Annotated in this window: 16 protein-coding genes and 1 tRNA gene; 5 read left to right on the top strand and 12 right to left on the bottom strand. The window is 43.2% G+C overall.

The window, feature by feature from the left end:
- Together CXF61_RS02135 and CXF61_RS02140 are read right to left on the bottom strand one after the other, a co-directional pair.
- Positions 1 to 117 (bottom strand): Arm DNA-binding domain-containing protein (locus CXF61_RS02135; protein WP_165596997.1); only part of this gene is annotated, 117 nt, incomplete at its 3' end.
- Positions 118 to 128: 11 nt separating this feature from the next.
- Positions 129 to 344 (bottom strand): hypothetical protein, encoded by a 216-nt coding sequence (locus CXF61_RS02140; RefSeq protein WP_058025596.1) that lies wholly within the window; start codon positions 342 to 344, stop codon positions 129 to 131.
- 150 nt (positions 345 to 494) lie between these two features.
- Here CXF61_RS02140 and CXF61_RS02145 point away from each other — a divergent pair, with 150 nt between their 5' ends.
- Entirely contained in the window at positions 495 to 719 is a 225-nt protein-coding gene (locus CXF61_RS02145) for a helix-turn-helix domain-containing protein (RefSeq protein ID WP_165596998.1), read from the top strand.
- Between the two features lie 242 nt (positions 720 to 961).
- Here the strand turns inward: CXF61_RS02145 and CXF61_RS02150 are convergent.
- Positions 962 to 1,038, bottom strand: a tRNA-Val gene (locus CXF61_RS02150).
- Between the two features lie 311 nt (positions 1,039 to 1,349).
- Between CXF61_RS02150 and CXF61_RS02155 the strand changes: the two genes are divergently transcribed.
- Positions 1,350 to 2,327 (top strand): glutathione S-transferase family protein, encoded by a 978-nt coding sequence (locus CXF61_RS02155; protein ID WP_165596999.1) that lies wholly within the window; start codon positions 1,350 to 1,352, stop codon positions 2,325 to 2,327.
- A gap of 90 nt (positions 2,328 to 2,417) precedes the next feature.
- On the opposite strand, the gene hemB is transcribed toward CXF61_RS02155, so the two are convergent.
- From hemB to CXF61_RS02180, 5 genes are all read right to left on the bottom strand, one after another.
- Positions 2,418 to 3,425 (bottom strand): porphobilinogen synthase, encoded by a 1,008-nt coding sequence (gene hemB / locus CXF61_RS02160; RefSeq protein ID WP_101206356.1) that lies wholly within the window; start codon positions 3,423 to 3,425, stop codon positions 2,418 to 2,420.
- Positions 3,426 to 3,693: 268 nt separating this feature from the next.
- The gene (locus CXF61_RS02165) at positions 3,694 to 5,508 is read right to left on the bottom strand and encodes an efflux transporter outer membrane subunit (protein WP_165597000.1); all 1,815 of its coding nucleotides are present in this window, start codon (positions 5,506 to 5,508) and stop codon (positions 3,694 to 3,696) included.
- Complete coding sequence (locus CXF61_RS02170; RefSeq protein WP_165597001.1) at positions 5,505 to 8,735, bottom strand: efflux RND transporter permease subunit; 3,231 nt, start codon at positions 8,733 to 8,735, stop codon at positions 5,505 to 5,507. The genes CXF61_RS02165 and CXF61_RS02170 overlap by 4 nt, the downstream gene beginning before the upstream one ends.
- Before the next feature lie 34 nt (positions 8,736 to 8,769).
- Positions 8,770 to 10,170 carry an efflux RND transporter periplasmic adaptor subunit gene (locus CXF61_RS02175; protein WP_102091000.1) on the bottom strand — a complete coding sequence of 467 codons (1,401 nt, stop codon included), beginning with the start codon at positions 10,168 to 10,170 and terminating at the stop codon, positions 8,770 to 8,772.
- Between the two features lie 829 nt (positions 10,171 to 10,999).
- Positions 11,000 to 12,025 carry a polyprenyl synthetase family protein gene (locus CXF61_RS02180; RefSeq protein WP_165597002.1) on the bottom strand — a complete coding sequence of 342 codons (1,026 nt, stop codon included), beginning with the start codon at positions 12,023 to 12,025 and terminating at the stop codon, positions 11,000 to 11,002.
- A gap of 569 nt (positions 12,026 to 12,594) precedes the next feature.
- Here CXF61_RS02180 and rplU point away from each other — a divergent pair.
- The 3 genes from rplU (at position 12,595) to lolA (ending at position 14,367) form a co-directional block, all read left to right on the top strand.
- A complete protein-coding gene (rplU, locus tag CXF61_RS02185; protein ID WP_057761012.1) occupies positions 12,595 to 12,906 on the top strand; it encodes a 50S ribosomal protein L21 in 312 nt (103 codons plus the stop codon).
- A gap of 91 nt (positions 12,907 to 12,997) precedes the next feature.
- Entirely contained in the window at positions 12,998 to 13,255 is a 258-nt protein-coding gene (gene rpmA, locus CXF61_RS02190; protein ID WP_021813611.1) for a 50S ribosomal protein L27, read from the top strand.
- Positions 13,256 to 13,680: 425 nt separating this feature from the next.
- Entirely contained in the window at positions 13,681 to 14,367 is a 687-nt protein-coding gene (gene lolA, locus CXF61_RS02195; RefSeq protein ID WP_057761010.1) for an outer membrane lipoprotein periplasmic chaperone LolA, read from the top strand.
- 120 nt (positions 14,368 to 14,487) lie between these two features.
- Here the strand turns inward: lolA and scpB are convergent, their stop codons facing one another.
- The 4 genes from scpB to CXF61_RS02215 all read right to left on the bottom strand — a co-directional run bounded on the left by scpB (position 14,488) and on the right by CXF61_RS02215 (position 18,454).
- Positions 14,488 to 15,048, bottom strand: a complete 561-nt coding sequence (gene scpB, locus CXF61_RS02200; protein ID WP_165597003.1) for an SMC-Scp complex subunit ScpB — start codon at positions 15,046 to 15,048, stop codon at positions 14,488 to 14,490.
- A gap of 124 nt (positions 15,049 to 15,172) precedes the next feature.
- Positions 15,173 to 15,991, bottom strand: a complete 819-nt coding sequence (locus CXF61_RS02205) for a segregation and condensation protein A (protein ID WP_193834164.1) — start codon at positions 15,989 to 15,991, stop codon at positions 15,173 to 15,175.
- A 180-nt stretch (positions 15,992 to 16,171) separates the two neighbouring features.
- A complete protein-coding gene (locus tag CXF61_RS02210) occupies positions 16,172 to 17,257 on the bottom strand; it encodes a tryptophan--tRNA ligase (protein ID WP_165597004.1) in 1,086 nt (361 codons plus the stop codon).
- A gap of 108 nt (positions 17,258 to 17,365) precedes the next feature.
- Positions 17,366 to 18,454: an LpxL/LpxP family acyltransferase gene (locus CXF61_RS02215; RefSeq protein ID WP_165597005.1), complete on the bottom strand. Its 1,089-nt coding sequence runs from the start codon at positions 18,452 to 18,454 to the stop codon at positions 17,366 to 17,368.
- Positions 18,455 to 18,740 lie beyond the last annotated feature (286 nt).

The raw sequence follows: 18,740 nt of genomic DNA on the forward strand, positions 1-18,740 counted from the left end.
TTTCTTGCGATTCGACGGGGTGTCTATGAGGTTTGTCGTCTCCCTACACCGTTTGTTCATATAACGAAAGTCGACGAATAGCATATTGCTACCCTTGCGTGTTCTAATACTAGCCATGATATCTCTCCTTATTGTAGTGCCATAGCGTTGATGCTACCGGCGACACCAGTACGCATATCTTTTTCGATTTCTTCCCATACATATAAGATCTTACGACCCCCGAATGGGCGTATATAATGAATACCTTCGATGAGCACAGTATCTTTGAGCTCATTACGAATAGTACGAGGGTTATACTTAATGAGCTCAGAAAGCTCTTGGGTAGTTAGGTAGGTATGTGACATAATAAATTCCTTGTAAGCTAATTAAACAACTAGATAGTTTTATCGAGATAACAAGTAATTTTATTGAAGTATTTTGTTATTCGATAGAAGTACTTTACTAGCTATCGTAAGTCGATGCAAGTACTTTTTTAGTCTATTAAGGATTTATTGATGATTTTATGTAATTTACCAGTGCTACTAGCTGAACGGCGCATGAAAGTAGCAGATTTGATAAGAATGACGGGGATTAGCAAGTCGACTATGCACAAGATCTATAACGAACAAACATCGAGAATAGATTTTGAAACTATGGATAAGATTTGTGAAGCATTAGATATTGGAGTAGGTGATTTATTTACTTATGTACCTAATGAGTCGCTAAATAAAGAGAAGTAGATTAGTTTTAAGGTAGTTTTAGAAAAACCAGGGTAGAGGTCGAAAAGACTATATTAATAAATAGGAAGGATTAAGAGAAGGCACGACTTGGGCACATTTTGGGCACAAAGGTTTTTTGATGCAGTTTAATTAGGGTTGGAAAAGCTAGTGTTTTAATTGGTATTAACACTCCTCTTACGCTACAGCCTATATTTTTCGGACAAAAAAAGCCCCAGTCATTAGACCGGGGCTTTCTAAATATTTGGTAGGCATAAGCAGATTCGAACTGCTGACCTCTACCATGTCAAGGTAGCGCTCTAACCAACTGAGCTATACGCCTATTTAGGTTGAGCATTTTAGCAAGTTTCCCAGACTTTGCAAGTCTTTTTTAGCATAAACCTCTTTTATTATCATAATATCTGCTATTCAGGCTTATATCAGTTAGGGGGATATATTTTTGTAAATATTTACTAAACATTTAATTTAATACGTTTAGTTTTTATTGTTAACAAACAGGGTGACGCTAATGATTAAACCCTTATAACTGGTATGATATCTTTCTAAGCGATGCAATCATCATGATAATAATGACTTCAAGTCAGTCATGCTTAGTAAACGTTAAACAAATATTAGAAATAGTTGGAGAATAACATGGGTCTCTTGGTAGATGGGCAGTGGCAAGACAAGTGGTATGAGACAAAAGAGAGTGGCGGCCGCTTTCAGCGTGAAGATGCTGGTTTTAGAAACTGGGTAACGGTAGATGGTAGCGCAGGGCCTACAGGTATTGAGGGCTTTAAAGCCGAACCTGACCGCTATCATCTATACGTGTCGCTAGCCTGTCCTTGGGCACACCGTACCCTTATCTACCGCAAGCTTAAAGGCTTAGAAGACATCATTCCGTTGTCTGTAGTACATCCATATATGGGTGAGTATGGTTGGACGTTTGCAGAAGGTGCAGGCGTCGTTGCTGATCCAGTTATCAATGCAGACTATACCTATGAGCTGTATACCAAGGCCAAGCCAGACTATACAGGCCGTGTCACCGTACCTATCTTGTGGGATAAAAAAACAAACACAATCGTGAGTAATGAATCATCTGAAATTATTCGCATGTTTAACTCTGCCTTTGATGAGGTTGGTGCGCTAGCAGGTGATTTTGTGCCAGCAGAGTTGTTACAAGAAATTGATGATATCAATACCTTTGTCTATTCAACTATTAATAATGGCGTGTACAAGACAGGATTCTCTACCACACAAGAGGCTTACGAAGAGGCAGTGATTGAGCTATTTGCGGCATTAGATACACTTGAGACGCGCTTAGCACATCAGCGTTATCTGACAGGTAGTACTATAACTGAGGCCGATTGGCGACTGTTTACGACGTTGGTTCGTTTTGATGCTGTCTATGTTGGGCACTTTAAATGCAATCTGCGCCGTATCGTTGACTATCCAAACCTTTGGGGGTATCTACGTGATTTATATCAAGTACCTGGCATTGCAGAGACGGTAAATATGAATCATATCAAGCAGCATTATTACACCAGTCATGGCAATATCAATCCCACGCGTATTGTCCCTGCTGGCCCAGTGCTTGATTTTAATGAGCCACATGACCGTGCACGTCTATAGTTTTATTTTAATAGAGTAACCGCATAAAAAAGCCCCAGCTACTTATTAGTAGCTGGGGTTTTTACATTATAAAAGGTAGTACAACTACTATTAGGCATTGTTTAGCTGACGAGCCGCTTCTAGAGCAAAGTAGGTCAAGATACCATCAGCACCAGCACGGCGGAAACCAATCAGTGACTCTAAAATCACCGCATCACTTAACCAGCCGTTTTGAATGGCTGCCATATGCATGGCATATTCGCCAGATACTTGATACGCAAAGGTTGGTACGCCAAAGGTGTCTTTGACTTCACGAATCAAATCAAGATAAGGCTGACCTGGTTTAATCATGACCATATCTGCGCCTTCGTTGATATCCATAGCCACTTCATGTAGCGCCTCAGCACGATTGCCAAAGTCCATCTGATACTGTTTCTTATGGCCACCTTTTAGGTTGCCAGCACTGCCGACGGCATCACGGAATGGACCGTAGTAAGCAGACGCATATTTGGCTGAGTAAGCCATGATAGCCGTATTCACAAAACCTTCTGCTTCAAACGCGTCACGCATGGCCTTGATACGGCCGTCCATCATGTCACTAGGAGAGATGATATCTGCACCGGCACGCGCATGTACCAGCGCTTGCTTGACCAATACTTCGATGGTTGCATCATTGATGACGTAACCGCTATCATCAAGCAGACCATCTTGACCGTGTGAGGTATAAGGGTCTAACGCTACATCAGTCATGACGACCATTTCTGGCACAGCGTCTTTGACCGCTTTTATCGTACGTGCAGTCAGGGCGTTTTCGTCATAAGCGGCGCTACCATCTGGTGTTTTCAAAGCGTTATCAATCACAGGAAAAAGGTCGATGGTCGTGACACCTTCTGCTAGTAACTCTTTAGCATAGTTGATTAGCAAATCAATCGATAAGCGTTCAACGCCCGGCATACTAGCAATGGTTTCGCGCTGGTTTTCGCCTTCTAATACAAAGACAGGGGCAATAAAGTGCTTAGGATGCAGCTCCACCTCACGAATCATTGAACGTACATTGTCGTTATAGCGCAGGCGACGTAAGCGAGTGGCAGGGTATTGACGGTTAAAGGTATAGCTCATAATAATTCCTTATGATTGTTTTAATAGTTATCATATTACATGGTTAAAATAATATCGCTATAAGCGGTGTTTTATAGAATCAGCTTATCAAAATCTGTGCTTTATAAGTGGCTATAGATAAAGAGAGCTTACATAAAGTGAACCTACTATAACCAAAAGACGTCAATAAAAGCAAAAGGCCCTACCACGTTAAGTTGGTAGGGCTGATAGTACGTATCGACTGTCAATGTGATGATAGAGCTGCGTCATCAGATTAAGATTGGGTTATTTAAGGCTCAACAATCTGGGTCACAGGAACTTGCTCAACACTATTGTTATTGAAGCGAGTCTCTTCAGTAACCACGCCGACAGCGGCATCCTTTTTACCATCATCATTCACATCGACGATAGCAGTCGGTTTGAAAGTAGTCGTTTCTACCGCTTGTGACTGCTTAATAGCGACCGCTTCTTGCGGCGTAGTCACACGCGCTGAACCAGCTGCTTTGATGGCATTTGTCGCTTTGGTTTTTGCACTAGTAGCAGTTCCAGTGACAATCTGTGCCAAGTTGGTGTGCTGCGGTACAGGAATGACAGACGGTACATCAAGGTTCGCACCGCCACCAAGCGCTTGGTACAACTCAATCTGGCTAACGATTTTCTGTAGCTCTAAATCTAGGATACCTTGCTGAGTAGAGAATAGTGAACGCTGCGCGTCAAGTACGTCTAAGTAATTGTCCAGACCTGCTTTAAAGCGCGCATCTGCTATCTGATAGGTCTGCTCAAAATTATCTTGCAGACGATACTGCGCCTCTAACTGCTCACCGAGCGTCGCACGTGTAGCAAGTACATCTGACACTTCGCGGAATGCCGTTTGAATAGAGCTCTCATAACTAGCAAGCGTTTGCTTACGTTCAATTTGAGCCACATCGTAATTGGCGTCTAAACGACCTGCATCAAAGATAGGGACGCTCACATTAGGTCCAAATGACCAGCCAACGGCACCATTTTTGAACAAGTCATTTAGGCTGCCGCTACTGACGCCCACACTACTGGTTAAGCTAATAGATGGGAAGTAAGAGGCACGGGCCACTTCGATATTTGCACCAGCCGCTTTTAGATTGTATTCCGCTTGTAGTACGTCAGGACGATAACGTAGTAATTCACTTGGTAGACCGGCATTAAATATCTGCTGGCTAGTGATATTGCTGACAGCAGGTGTTGGGATAAGCTCGTTTGGAATCGCGCCACCAACCAAGTACTGCAATGCATTGCGTGATTGGAGAACGCTGGTCTGTGCACGTAATACGGCAAGCTTGGCACTCTCTAATGAGGCAGCAGCCTGCAATGAAGGCAGTTTTGCGTCAATACCTGCTTCAAAACGTTTATCCGCGATAAATAGCGAGCGCTCACGACTCTCGACTGTAGCTTCAGCCAGCTTTAACTGCGCTAAGCTATAGCTTAGGTTAGCGTAGCTTTGGGCAATATTACTAATCAAGCTGATTTGGGTCGCATCTTTGGCTGCTGTCGTCGCCAAAAAGTTCTGCAATGCTTGATCTTTTAAGCTTGAGATTTTACCCCAAAAGTCGAGCTCGTAATTGGCAAGGCCCAAGTTGACACTGTAGCTACTACTAGCGTTTCGATCAGTACGATTCTGTGCTGAGCGAGTATAACCAGCACTGCCGTTGATAGCTGGTAAGTCGTTAATATCGGTAATCTGATACTGTGCACGTGCTTTTTCAATCGCTAGGCGCGCACTTTCAAAGTCTTTGTTTTTTTCAAGACCGAGAGCAATCAAACCTTTTAGCCGCTCATCGCTATAAAAATTCTGCCAGCGTTGACTGGCAATGCTTGCTTGGTCAGCACTACTGACAGTCTCTTTATCAAATGCACCGTAAGATTGCTGCATAGGAATATTTGGCTCTGCTAGCACAGGACGCATATCCGCTTTTGGAATGGTGTTACAAGCGGCCATGCTGATTGCCAATGCAGTCAGCCCTAACAGGCGGCCACTGTTTTTGCGCAAACGAGATAGTGCTGGCTGCGCATCGATAGCTGTAATAGCTACCGATGATGAGTTGATGATAGATGTTTTTTGAGCACTCATTGTGTATTGTCTCCAAGACTTGCAGGCTGATAACTCTCAGAAGGTGTTGGGTTATGCGAGTTAGGCGTACCATTGCCACCATCTTTATCATTGGGTGTGTTGTTCTCATATTTATGCGGGAACGCGCTACGCACCCAGATATAGAACATTGGGATAAAGAAGATACCTAGGAGGGTTGCTGTGACTACCCCACCAACAACACTAGTACCAATAGCGTTTTGACTGCCTGAACCTGGCCCATTCGCCAAGAATAATGGCACAACACCCAAACCAAAGGCAAGTGAGGTCATGATAATCGGACGCAAACGTTGGCGTGCTGCGGTCATGACGGCTTCTCTGAGACTGTAACCTTCCTCTTGGTGTTCTTTTGCAAACTCGATAATCAAAATGGCGTTTTTGGCGGATAGACCAACGACAGTCAGTAGACCAACTTGCAAGTAGATATCATTGGCAAAACCACGTAGCCAGGTAAATATCACTGCACCCAATACCCCAAGTGGAATCACTAGTAGCACAGAGAAAGGAATCGACCAGCTTTCGTACAAAGCTGCCAAACATAAGAAGACAACTAGAATTGAAAGCGCATAAAGCATCGGCGCTTGGGCACCTGACTTCTGTTCTTCCAATGACATGCCTGTCCACTCGTAACTGATACCCTCAGGTAGCTTGTCTATCATCGCTTCCATTGAGCTCATTGCTTCACCAGTACTTAGTCCTGGTGCGGCGCTACCCTGGATGTTCATTGACGGTAGGCTGTTGTAACGAGTAAGACGCGGTGAGCCTGACTGCCACTCACTACTAGAGAAGGCATCAAACGAAATCATATCATTCATGTCATTTCGTACATACCATTTGCCAATATCATCAGGGTTGGTACGACTGCTGGCTTCACCTTGTACATAGACGCGTTTGATACGGCCACGATCGATGAAATCATTAACGTAGCTTGAGCCCCACGCTGTTGAGATAACGCTATTGATATTGCTTAGTGACAGGCCATAAGCCGCCGCTTGTTCTTGATTGATATTTACTTTAAGTTGTGGCGAATCTTCTTGACCGTTAGGACGCACACCAGACACTTGATCGTTCTGTGCTGCCATCCCTAAGAGCATATTTCGGGCTTCAAGTAATCCGTCGTGCCCGAGGTTACCACTGTCCTGAAGCATCAAATCAAAACCACTGGCATTACCAAGCTCGGTAATTGCTGGCGGTACAATGGCAAATACTTGTGCTTCGTTTAGCTGTGTAAAGAAGTACCCCATTGCTCGACCAGCGACAGCTTGAGCGGTGTTTTCATCGCCCGAGCGTTCCTCCCAGTCTGATAAGCGCACAAACGCCAGACCCATATTCTGACCTTGACCTGCAAAGCTGAAGCCTGCAATGGTAAAGACAGAGGCAATGTTATCGGTTTCTTGAGTGTCGTAATAGTTTCTGACTTTATCGAGCACTTCTTGCGTTTCATCTAATGTCGAACCAGCAGGAAGCTGAACCAAGGTAAACATAATACCCTGATCTTCTTCTGGTAAAAACGAGCCTGGAATACGTAAGAACACGACCGCCATAATACCGATGATGGCTGCATAACCAATCATGTATAACCATTTAAAACGAATACTTTTGCCGACAAAGTTTTCGTACGAACGGCTAAGTTTGAAGAAGCCGCGGTTGAACCAACCGAAGAAGCCTTTTTGCTTTTCGGTACTGCCTTTTTCATGACTTTTGCCACGTTTTAGCAAGGTCACACATAGGGCAGGGGTGAATACAAGCGCGACCATGGCAGAGAGCACCATGCTGGTAATCAGCGTAATAGAGAACTGACGATAAATCACACCTGTTGAGCCACCAAAGAAGGCCATCGGTACGAATACTGCAGACAAGATAAGCGCAATACCAATAACGATTTTACTGATTTCACCCATCGACTGGATAGTTGCATCTTTGATAGAGATGTGAGGATCTTCTTCTAGTATTCGCTCGACGTTCTCTACGACGACGATCGCATCATCGACCAACAGACCGATGGACAATACCATGGCAAACATGGTCAAGACGTTGATACTAAAGCCTGCAATATACAACACTGCAAAGGTACCCAAGAGTACGACAGGTACGGCAAGGGTCGGGATAATGGTGGCACGCCAGTTCTGTAAGAAAATGAACATAACGATAAATACCAACACAATCGCTTCAATGAGGGTCATAACGACTTGTTCGATAGACAAGCGTACAAATGGTGTGGTGTCATACGGAACGACTGAGGCTAGACCAATTGGGAAGTTTTTTTCCAGCTCAGCCATACGTGCGCCGACGGCTTCACGAGTCTCAAGGGCGTTTGCGCCACCAGCGAGTGAAATACCTAAACCGGCTGCTTCTTGACCATTGTAGAGAGAGACAACGCTATAGTTCTCACTACCGATTTCAACATCTGCTACATCACCCAAGCGCACTTGTGCACCAGAAGTATCCGTTTTTAGTAGAATGTTTTTAAATTCTTCAGGCGTTTGTAGATAACTTTGTACAGTAACAGTGGCGTTGATAACTTGTTTGTCTGTGTCGGCAGGTGCTTGACCCAATTGACCAGCAGATACCTGAGCATTCTGTGCTCGTATCGCATTGACGACATCTGAAGGTATCATGTTGTAGCTACGTAGGCGTGATGGGTCTAACCAAACACGCATCGCATAAGTAGAACCAAAGACCTGAACTTCACCCACACCCTCTACACGACTGATCGAATCGACGACATTAGAGTTAATATAATCGGCAATATCTGCCCGATCCATGGTGCCATCTTCAGAAATAAATGCTTGCACCATCAAAAAGCTGCTAGACGATTTATTGACGTTGACACCTTGACGCTGAACAGACTCAGGCAAGGAGCTCATCGCTGCTTGCAGTTTGTTCTGTACTTGTACTTGAGCTGTGTCAGGATCTGTACCGTTTTCAAAGGTTAGCGTCACTGACGCACTACCGTTTGACGAGCTTGATGATGACATGTACATCAGGCCGTCTAGGCCTTTCATACGTTGCTCAATGATCTGTACTACTGAATTTTCTACGGTTTGCGCATTAGCACCAGGGTAGCTTGCACTGACCGAAATCGTTGGTGGTGCGATGCGTGGATATTGTTCAATCGGTAGATTGATAACGGATATTACCCCGATGAGCATGACCAAAACAGCCAGCACCCATGCAAAAATAGGGCGATTAATAAAAAAACGTGACATAGTATATCCCTAAGTCTTCCTGTCTTGAATGGAATTAGTTGGCAGCGGCTTCTGTTGGTTTTTTGGTAGAAGTCTCATCGCCAGCTGGCTTTTTATCCATCGTTTTTGCGGCTTGCTGCGGCGTTTTGGTATTAGGCGCACTTTGTGCAGCTGGTGCTGGATTTGCACTTTCTAATGGTTTGGCGACCACTTCTTGGTCAGGTTTGACCTTAGCACCGCCAATCACAACTACTTTGTCACCTGCTTTCAAGCCTTCAGTGACGACCCATTGTCCATCGTAAGTACCATTAATGGTGACCGGACGTACTTGGATTTTATTATTTTCGTCAACGATATAGACTTGCGTCTCACTCTTCGGCGTACGAGTGACTGCACTTTGCGGGACAAGGGCTGCGTTGGTAATAACGCTTTGTGTCAAACGTGCCGTGACATACATACCTGGTAGCAGGATATTATTGCTGTTTGGGAAAATAGCACGTAAGGTGACAGCACCTGTTGACTCGTCAACTTTGGCTTCAGACAGTGCAAGCTTACCGCGTACTGGGTAAACAGACCCATCTTCTAGTACCAATTCAACTGAGTTCATACCTGGCTGAGCAGTACCATCTGCTATCTGCTGACGAAGCTTTAGCAACTCAGAAGAAGACTGGCTGATATCAACGTAGATAGGGTCTAAGCGTGAAATAGTTACCAATGGATCTGCTTGACCAGCACTGACTAGAGTACCAGCAGTGACGCTAGAGCGATCAGTACGGCCAGTAAGCGGTGCGCGTACGATTGTACGGTTTAGATCTAAGGTACTGGCTTCTAAACCTGCTTTTGCGGTCTGAATGCCTGCTTTTGCACTCTCAATACCTGCTTGAGTTTGACCGACAGCGGCGGCGGCACTTTGTACAGCTGCTTGTGCCGTACGTACGGCTGTTTGTGCTTGATCGTACTGCTGCTTTGAGATGGCATCAATACTGACCAGACCTTGCAGACGTTGTAAGTCATTTTGTGCTTGTGCTAATGACGCTTGACGACTGACTAGCTCAGCTTTTGCATTGGCATTGTTTGCCACAGCAGTTTGATAGTTAGCCTGTGATTGCTGTACGGCAGCTTGGCCACTCGTTACAGATGAGGCATAGTTATCGGTGTTGATGCGATACAGTGGCTGACCTTTTTTGACGTTGCTTCCTTCACGGAATAGTACTTCGTCAATCACACCGTTGACCTGTGGGCGGACGTCAGCAGTTTGATAAGCTGCAGTACGACCAGAAAAAGTTTGTACTTGAGGGACGGTATCGAGAGTGACTGTCTGAACGTTGACAACCGCAGGCGGCATTTGCTGCTGTGCGGCTTGCTCACCAGCGGCGTCCTCGTTGTTGTCACAGCCAACCAGTACAGCTCCAGATAGTACAGATGCTATTACAAGCGCAAGATAAGAGTGCTTCATCAATGTCCTCGGCAATATATATAAATAGTGACAGTATAAAAATCGATCAATAAGTTTGGCGTACTGAATACAAGGGTCTTGCTAATACTAAATAACTTGCTAATGCTGAAGAAAGAGAATAAATAGCCTAAGCTGGCGCTATTTACTCCAGTTTCAGATGTTTCCGTTAGCGAAATATGACTAATAGAAAATCTGACATCGATATGGATTAAGTATCGAAAGGATTATTTAGCATTAATTGTTTAAGCAAACCACAGAATGGATTAATAAATTTAAAGAGTTATTATAAACTATTGGGGTAACCCCATAGTCAAGTGATTCACGATAGGAAAGCTGACAAAAACTGACCGCACTGTGCTCGCTGAGTAAATAAAATCCCGCCATAGTAACCGCTACACCAACTAGCAGCTAATAAGAAGACATACAACCTACTATCGAAATTTATTGTAATTTTTTGTTATAATCGTAAAGCCTTAGTAGTGTTAAGGTCTTTAAATAGCCAAAAAACTACTTTGTTAACAAAATGATGATTTTAGCAACCCCTAATTCCAGTCATAAAAAATAACTATCAGTATCTCTCTACCTAGCGTTATCAAACTTTAACCGACTGTCAAAAAGCCTTATACGATTATAGTACTGCAAGAATGTATGAAACTTAAAGAAAGGTAACGATTTGGCTGACATGCTAGTTTTTGAGAAGGTACTTCTTAATTTATGAGCTTCTTATTCATCAATTGCTGAAGGAGTTTGCTAAAAAGCCATGCTAAAAAATTCTGTCAAAAAAAAGAGTCGTCTTAATTAGTTAATAACACAGACGACTCAGCGTTAATTATACTAATCGGGCGCTAGCGAGTTCAGTCAATTGATATAAGCCTGTACGATAACGGTTGTCTGGTAGCGTACTCAGTGCATCTTGTGCCAGTTTAGTTTCTTCTAGAGCGCGCTGCTTACAATAAGCCAATGAGCCAGAACTACGTACCAATTCAATAAGCTGTTCAGCATTTGGTGTCTTACCTGTCTGAACGGCAATACGTAACTGCTCATAGCCTTCAGTGTCGCTGTCTTTGAGTAGCTCGAGTGCTTTGATAGTCGGTAGGGTAGGTTTGCCTTCAGCAAGATCATCGCCTAAGTTTTTGCCCATCACTTCACTGTCGCCACTATAGTCGAGCACATCATCGATAATTTGGAACGCATTACCAAAATGCTGTCCGAAATCGCCCAATGCCGTCATATATTCTGTCTTGTCTTGCAAGATAGCAGCACCTTGGGTCGCCATCATGAACAGGCGTGATGTTTTGCCATCGATAATGCGTAAGTAATCTTCCTCTGTTGCGGCAGGGTTATGTTGGTGCTGTAGCTGTAACACTTCGCCTTCAGCAATATCACAGGTCCCATCAGAGAACACTTGTAACAATGGCAAGCTCTGAAAACCAACCAACAGATTGAACGCGCGAGCAATCAAATAGTCACCGACCAACACGGCAGTGGCGTTGTCCCACGTTGCATTTGCCGTCGGTTTTCCACGGCGTTGCCCTGACTCATCGATGACATCGTCGTGGACTAGGGTAGCGGTATGTAGCATTTCAGTGATAGCTGCTAGATGCATGGCCTTTTCTGAAGGATTGTCATCAAACATACGTGCGCAAAGCAATGTAATCAGCGGACGCATACGCTTGCCACCAGCATTTATCACGTGTTGCGAGACGCTCATAACGAGTTGTACTTTTGAGTTCAAACTGCCAAACACTTGCTTGTCCATCACCTCAAAGTCATTGGCTACAATACTTTGAATATCAGCATAGCTAGGCGTCGATTGAGAGGCAGGCACGGTATTCTTTAAAGAGGTACTAGTCATAATAAATAGTCATATTAATAAGAGTAAAGAGAGTTGGTGTAACCTTGACTTTATCTATCTATAGGTAAGGTATTATTTCGCTTATGATAGCATAGCTATCTGCTTAAATTGTTGGTTAAAGTATATAGCACAAGTAGGTCAAGCATATGGTATATAGGGCTTACTATGCCTATTGAATAGAATAAAAACTGTAAGAAATGTCTTATGTTTTACAGATATATCTTCTAGCGCATTTTAAGCTTATTGGTCACATAAATGATTCATAAAAGGCTGTAAGTAACTGATTGCATAAGTTATAATGGCCGCTGTTGGGCTTAATCTATCACTTATCATTACTATTTCTCATGTTTATATTCGCATTGTCGTTTATCGACTTTCCTTGATGAGCAGCAGTTATAGCCAAATGAGAGATGGTCATTAGTGTAACCACCTTGCAAAAACGAGAGGCGCGGCTTGCTTTTATGAGCAAAAAGCCGTAAAATCTTGCCTTTAATTTTTCCCTGTCGTGTTCGTCGTAAAAGCGTTGGTATAACATCAGCCACGGCACACGGGTTAAACGGAGTCATACAATGTACGCAGTAATCAAAACTGGTGGTAAACAGCACCGTGTAGTCGTCGATGAATTGCTTAAAGTTGAACTACTAAAAGCAGAAAAAGGCGAAACAATCAAATTTGAAGACGTGTTGATGGTTGTTGACGGCGATAACGTCAAAATCGGTCAGCCTGTTGTTGACGGAGCTAGCGTAGAAGTTGAAGTTGTTGAGCATGGTCGCGGCGAAAAAATCCGTATCATCAAGCACAACCGTCGTAAGCATTATCACAAAGAACAAGGTCACCGCCAATGGTACACCTTGTTAAAAATCAAAGCGATTAATGCCTAATTATCCATTTAGCAATTATTGCTAAATAGCGCACTAAATGCTTAAGAGTTATCGCATCAGCGATAAGTCAAATTAACAAGGAGATTTTCTCATGGCACATAAAAAAGCTGCCGGTTCGAGCCGTAACGGTCGTGATTCAAACCCAAAAATGCTAGGCGTAAAAATCTTTGGTGGCCAAGCTATCACAGCTGGTAACATCATCGTTCGTCAACGTGGTACAGAATTCCACGCAGGCGAAGGCGTTGGCATGGGTCGTGACCATACTTTATTTGCACTGAATGATGGTGTTGTAAAGTTTGCGACCAAAGGTAAATTTAACCGTCGTTATGTTACGGTTGAAAACGCATAATTATCTATTTAGATTATTTTATTCTTTGGATAGAATGATCAGATAATTAAAAAAGCCCTTACTGCCTTATGGTAGTAGGGGCTTTTTATGTTTGTAGGGTGATATAAATTAATAATAATTCTTTTAAGCGATATTTTTAAGGCCACTATTATCATAATTATTATAGCTAAGAATTCTAAATGCAAACTTTTACCGTGTAACTGTATTGGTTACAAGCGTGTATGGCAGCCGTAGTAAAGATTGCAAATCATGACTAGGCGCGTAATAAAAAAACTGGCACACTGTTGCCATTGCTGATGGTTACCAGCTTTAGCTTGGTAAAATCAGTATTTATAGAAAACAAAAATTTCAATAGAACATTTTATTTTTAGCGACAACTTTAAAGCGACAATCTTTAAGCGACTACGCTTTTTTAGAGAGGATTTATGATGAACTTATCTACGAAAAAATCAACCAAACAAAAAATGATGAGTGGTGCTTTAGCAGGTGTGTTAATGACATCGCTAGGTATCGCAGCGCCAATGATGGCATTGACTCAAACGGCTACAGCAGCTCCTGCTGATAACCTAACAGCCGCTAAACGTCTGAATAAATTGCTGACCAATACCAAGAGTATGACGGCCAATTTTAGTCAAACAACTAAAGGCGCGAGTAGTGGTACGTTTAAAGGCTCTATGAGTGTCCAACGTCCAAATAACTTCCGCTGGGAAACCAAGTCGCCATCAGAGCAGCTGATCGTTGCTAATGGGAACTCTATGTGGGTTTATGACAAGGATTTAGAGCAAGCGACTAAGCAAAACGTCGACAGCCAAGTAGGTAATACACCAGCTTTGCTACTGTCAGGTGATCCGAGCAAAATTGATCAAAACTTCAAAATCACTCAGCCATATGACAACAAAAACTACTATGTGCTCTATCCTAAGTCAGACAGCGCAAGTTTTAAAAGTCTTTCAATAAGCTTTAGTGGTGGCAAACCTGTCATGATGGTATTGAATGATACCTTGGGTCAAACAACTTCTATCAAGTTTAGCGGTATCAAAATGAACCCAAGTATCGGTAGCAGTCAGTTTAAATTTACACCACCAAAGGGTGTTGATGTGATTAATCAGTAATTAACATAGATATTGCTAGGTTTTGATATCAGTTCAAAATTAGCAACATAATAAAAAGGACAGATCCTATGAGGTCTGTCCTTTTTTATGTGAGTAACTATAGTTTGTTCAGCAGAAAATTTAAGACATGGCTCGTATGGTTTCCATATCTGGCATAGGTGGTAATTCATCTAAATGGCTTAATCCAAAGGCATCTAAAAACTGCGCAGTAGTATGAAGCAATGCAGGACGGCCTAAAGTATCTTTAAAGCCTTTCTCCACAATCCAGCCTTTATCAAACAACTGGCGCAGTATATTGCTCGATAATGTTACTCCGCGCACATGCTCGATATCACTGCGTGTCACAGGTTGTTTATAAGCAATGACACTTAGGGTTTCAAGTAAAGCTTGGCTCAGGCGTTCCTGACGCTGCGGAAAAATACGCTGAATTAGACTGCTATAGTCATCAGATATCTGTAAACGATAACCGCTGGCGGTCTCATGTAGCCTAAGCACACCTGTATCTAAGCGTTGTTGCAGCACTTCCAAGGTTTGCTTTAATTCTTTAGTAGATAATGACAAATGTTTCTTTAATGCGTGAGCGGTCAGCGGTGCTTCTGATGCATGCAACAGTACTTCAATACGTTTACTCATCTCTTCAAGAGAATTATGCTGCGCTTCAGCTGATGGTGATGTAGTCATAGTTGTTGATTCTAGGGTCTTATCATGTTGCTTTGGGTCTTCAATATCTACCATCTAAAGTATGCTCTTATTTCAATATTGTGATTTTAATAGAGAGTAGTCTAAGAGACAGTCTTAGAGCCTACTAGGCTAACCACTGTAATGTGAGATTTGTGGATTCATTATTCATATCAGACGGTTCGTCATTGGAAACAGAGTTGACGACACCGCTATCTGTCTCAATATTGACCACACCAACTAACTGCCGCTTTATAAGCTCAAGTACGGCGACAAAACTCACGACCACGCCTATTTTACCTTGTGCCTTATCCAGTAGCTCATAAAAGGAGCGCGCCCCATCTGTACTTAATTGTCTGCTAATACTGGCAATACGATCGGCAAGGGGTACTGCATCAACTTTGATCGTATGCATTTGATAGTCAGGCTGTAACTGCATTTTAAATAAGCTATCAATCAGCAAGTTAGGTGAGTAGCTTGGCAGTTCCGCATTCATAACGTCTTGACCAGGCATACTAACCATGGCCAAAAACACATCGCGCTCTAGACGTACTAGATTGTCTAGGCGTTGACTGACCACTTTGATTTGCGCGTATTCTTCGAGGCGTTCGATCAGTTCTGATTTTGGGTCACGCTCATCGGTAGGGGTATCAGGGGCAGGTAATAGCAGTTCGGTTTTGATAGCGATAAGCGTTGATGCCATAAGAAGATAATCACCCGCTAATTCAAAGTGCTCGGTATCCAATTCACCGATATAAGCTAAGTACTGCTCAGTGATAGGCAAAATGGGCATTTGGGTCAAATCGACGTTGTTCTTTTTGACCAAATACAATAGAAAATCCAATGGACCAGCAAATTGCTCTAACCAAATAGCAAAGGCTTGCGGTGGTACATACAGGTCTTCTGGCAAATGCTGCACAGGCGTTTGATAGATACGCAGCGACATATCATGGTTGACTGATTCATCATGCTCGCTCTGATTGTCTGTAAGCTCGGAGGTTGAAGCAGCCATGGCAGATAAGGCGGCTTTAGACAAAGCCGCCTGCTTGGTGTTTGGTTCAGTTTGCACGTTTAGCACCCGCTTTGATAATAAATTGCGTCAGTGAAACGACTATCCCAGCAACGGTTATTTAAGCTTAGCAAGCGGACGGATACCGATAGCACGGCGAGCTTTGTCTAGTTGCTTGCGACTATGACGACGGGCTTTATTTGCACCCATCTGCAAGATCTCTTCTAGCTCTTTTGGATTGGCCATCAGCTCTTCATAACGTGCACGGAATGGCGCGATTTCATCATTAATCTTATCAAATAGAGCTTGCTTAGCGTCACCCCAGCCAATACCAGCGGCATAACGCGCACGCATATCAGCAATCTCTTCAGCGGTCGCAAATGCTTTATAAATCTCAAAGATAGCTGAATCATCAGGATCTTTTGGCTCATCAGGTAGCTGTGAGTTAGTCACAATTTTCATGATGGCTTTATGCATCTGTTTTTCAGGACTAATTTGTGGATTTGGCTCACCGAATAGGGGAATCGTATTGCTATAGCTCTTACTCATCTTGCGGCCATCAAGTCCAGTAAGCAGCGGTATATCGTTATCAACGACTGCTGACGGTAGCGTGAAAAGCGACTTATAACGATGATTAAAAGTACCTGCGATATCACGCGCCATCTCGATATGCTGTACTTGATCACGACCAACAGGCACATGGGTCGCATTAAACATCAAGATATCAGCCGCCATTAGCACGGGATAACCAAACAGACCCATGGTGACACCTTGATCAGGATCGACATCGGCTTTTTCTGTATTGATATCAACGGCTGCTTTATAAGCATGAGCGCGGTTCATCAAACCTTTGGCACATGAGCAGTTCAAAATCCAAGCAAGTTCTGGAATTTCAGGTACGTCTGACTGACGGTAGAATGTCACACGCTCTGGGTCTAGACCACAAGCAATCCACGTAGCGGCAATGGCTCTCGTCGACTCATGAATGATAGCAGGGTCATAACAACCGATAATGCCATGGTAGTCTGCTAAAAAGAAAAACGCTTCATGATCACTATTTTGAATAGACTCAATCGCTGGACGAATCGCGCCAACATAGTTACCTAAATGTGGAATACCAGTTGGTTTGATACCAGTCAAGATGCGCTTAGCTTCGGTTGAAGTATCAGAAGTTTGATTGTCAGGAGTACTGTTATTGCTCATGGAAAATCCGTTATTTTGTTTATCAAATTATTATCAGTGCATAGCTAAAATGCAAAATATTAGCCGCAAAGTATAGCAAACTTCACCAGTATTTTTGGGAATAAAGGCTTACTTATAGATATCAGTACGACCGTTTGGCCCATGTTTAAAACGACGATGGAACCACATCCACTGCGTAGGATCAATACGAATGAGCCCTTCTAAAACTTCATTGACCCGAGTGGCATCAGCGACTTCATCTTTACTTGGATAGTTGTCTAATTCTGGCGTAATTGTTAAATGATAATGGGGACGTTTACCACGTGGCAAGTTGTCAGGCGTTTGCCGATAAGTATGCAATGCCATGACAGCTGGCGGCTGTGCTTTGCTACCCAGTTTTGCCATGCGACGCGATGCAGTGATAGTCGCGGCGGGCACACCGAAAAATGGTGCCATGACCCCTTGCTTAAGACCATAGTCTTGGTCAGGAGAGTACCAAATGACGTGTCCTGCTTTGATAGAAGTAACTAAGCTTCGCATATCACGACTAGAGATTTGCTTACCAAATATATTGGTACGACCATTATAGATAAACCAGTCCAGCAAAGGGTTGTTTTGCGTACGATACATACAATCTACTGGGAAAAACTGCGCACATAATAGGCCACCCAAATCTAGCATCGTATAATGTGCACCGAGCAGGATAACTGGTCGCTGCTCATTTTGCGCATTAACAATATGCTGTAGCCCTGAAATGGAAACAGTTCTAGTAAATATATTTGGCCTGAACCAAGCGCATAACGTTTCAAACACACCAATGCCTTGATTGACAAATACTTGCTTGGCCATTAGTTCACGTTCAGCTTCGGGCTTTTCTGGAAATGCCAGCTTCAGATTGATTAGCGTATCGCGTCTACGCGAGCCAGCAGCTTTATAAATCAATATACCAAGCTTACGACCTAGCCAAAACTGCCAACGTAGTGGCAGATATATCATTGGTAGCATTATTAAGAATAATAACCAAATGCCCCAATTCTTTGGTGATAAAAACTGCCACTGAAATGGCTTGTTATCTGCTTGCGCTGTACGCTTATGATTTTGGGTAATTGTCGGTGTGCCAGCAGGTATCGCAGGCGACTTAGCCGACTGTTTCATGCTAGGCGGCACGCTGCTATTGGCAGATGGTTTGCTAGGGTCAAATTGTTCTGGCGCTTTCATAATATCCTTCTGCAGCACGGTTTGAGGCATCATGGCAAATAATAAAAAGTTACTGATATGATGGGGTAGCGTTAAACGCTTTGCAAGTTAGAATTTCTACAGACGGTCTACTTTGTAGTGTCGAAACAAGGCACTCATGTTAGTTATTGCCGTAAAACAAAGCTGGTTTGATGAAGACAATCAGATAAATAACACGCTATCAGTAGGCATAAAAAAACCTTATAAGCTGTGACCAGCTTATAAGGTTTTGCAAAACCAGACTCTTATTTAACTTTGCTACTGAAGC

The sequence above is a fragment of the Psychrobacter sp. 4Dc genome, assembly GCF_002836715.1.
Lineage (GTDB): Bacteria > Pseudomonadota > Gammaproteobacteria > Pseudomonadales > Moraxellaceae > Psychrobacter.